The organism is Psychrosphaera haliotis, assembly GCF_039523615.1.
Lineage (GTDB): Bacteria > Pseudomonadota > Gammaproteobacteria > Enterobacterales > Alteromonadaceae > Psychrosphaera > Psychrosphaera haliotis.
Genome location: NZ_BAAAFQ010000002.1, coordinates 1 through 1,956, shown reverse-complemented (window position 1 = coordinate 1,956; position 1,956 = coordinate 1). Strand labels below are relative to the sequence as shown.

Genomic DNA, 1,956 nt, shown 5'->3' with positions numbered 1-1,956 from the left:
TTGTCGCCGGCACCATAAATGGTACCTACGGTGACTTAACGGTGGATGCCAACGGCGTTTGGAGTTACTCCTTAAATGCCAACGCGGAAGTACTAGCGCAAGGTGAAACGGGCACCGATGTCATTACCATCACCTTGAATGACGGCAGCACCACATCAGTCACCATTACCGTCACAGGCACGGACGACCTACCAGTGATCAGCACGGGCGTAGGGGCTGTAATTGAAGATGTAACACCAACCATTTCGGGCAATCTAACAGCGACAGACGCGGACAATGCTGGACTATTATTTGTCGCGGGCACCATTAATGGTACTTACGGTGACTTAACGGTGGATGCCAACGGTGTTTGGAGTTATTCCTTAAATGCCAATGCGGAAGTACTAGCGCAAGGTGAAACGGGCACCGATGTCATTACCATCACCTTGAATGACGGCAGCACCACATCGGTCACCATTACCGTCACAGGCACGGACGACCTACCGGTGATCAGCACGGGCGTTGGGGCTGTAATTGAAGACGTAACACCAACTATTTCTGGCAATTTAACAGCAACAGACGCGGACAACGCTGGCTTGTTATTTGTCGCCGGCACCATTAATGGTACCTACGGTGACTTAACAGTGGATGCCAACGGCGTTTGGAGTTATTCCTTAAATGCCAACGCGGAAGTATTAGCGCAAGGTGAAACGGGCACCGATGTCATTACCATTACCTTGAATGACGGCAGCACCACATCAGTCACCATTACCGTCACAGGCACGGACGACCTACCGGTGATCAGCACGGGCGTTGGGGCTGTAATTGAAGATGTAACACCAACCATTTCGGGCAGTTTAACAGCAACAGACGCGGACAACGCTGGCTTGTTATTTGTCGCCGGCACCATTAATGGTACTTACGGTGACTTAACGGTGGATGCCAACGGCGTTTGGAGTTACTCCTTAAATGCCAATGCGGAAGTATTAGCGCAAGGTGAAACGGGCACCGATGTCATTACCATTACCTTGAATGACGGCAGCACCACATCAGTCACCATTACCGTCACAGGCACCGACGACCTACCAGTGGTCAGCACGGGCGTTGGGGCTGTAATTGAAGATGTAACACCAACCATTTCGGGCAGTTTAACAGCAACAGACGCGGACAACGCTGGCTTGTTATTTGTCGCCGGCACCATAAATGGTACCTACGGTGACTTAACGGTGGATGCCAACGGCGTATGGAGTTATTCCTTAAATGCCAATGCGGAAGTACTAGCGCAAGGTGAAACGGGCACCGATGTCATTACCATCACCTTGAATGACGGCAGCACCACATCAGTCACCATTACCGTCACAGGCACGGACGACCTACCAGTGATCAGCACGGGCGTTGGGGCTGTAATTGAAGACGTAACACCAACCATTTCGGGCAGTTTAACAGCAACAGACGCGGACAATGCTGGACTATTATTTGTCGCCGGCACCATTAATGGTACTTACGGTGACTTAACGGTGGATGCCAACGGTGTTTGGAGTTATTCCTTAAATGCCAATGCGGAAGTACTAGCGCAAGGTGAAACGGGCACCGATGTCATTACCATCACCTTGAATGACGGCAGCACCACATCAGTCACCATTACCGTCACAGGCACGGACGACCTACCGGTGATCAGCACGGGCGTTGGGGCTGTAATTGAAGACGTAACACCAACTATTTCGGGCAATCTAACAGCGACAGACGCGGACAACGCTGGACTATTATTTGTAGCCGGCACCATAAATGGCACCTACGGTGACTTAACGGTGGATGCCAACGGTGTTTGGAGTTATTCCTTAAATGCCAACGCGGAAGTATTAGCGCAAGGTGAAACGGGCACCGATGTCATTACCATTACCTTGAATGACGGCAGCACCACATCAGTCACCATTACCGTCACAGGCACCGACGACCTACCGGTGATCAGCACGGGCG

The 1,956-nt window shown here is 51.4% G+C and carries 1 protein-coding gene; it reads left to right on the top strand.

Annotated elements, in window-relative coordinates:
- Nucleotides 1–1,956 (top strand): beta strand repeat-containing protein (locus ABD009_RS02545; RefSeq protein ID WP_343822443.1); only part of this gene is annotated, 1,956 nt, incomplete at both ends.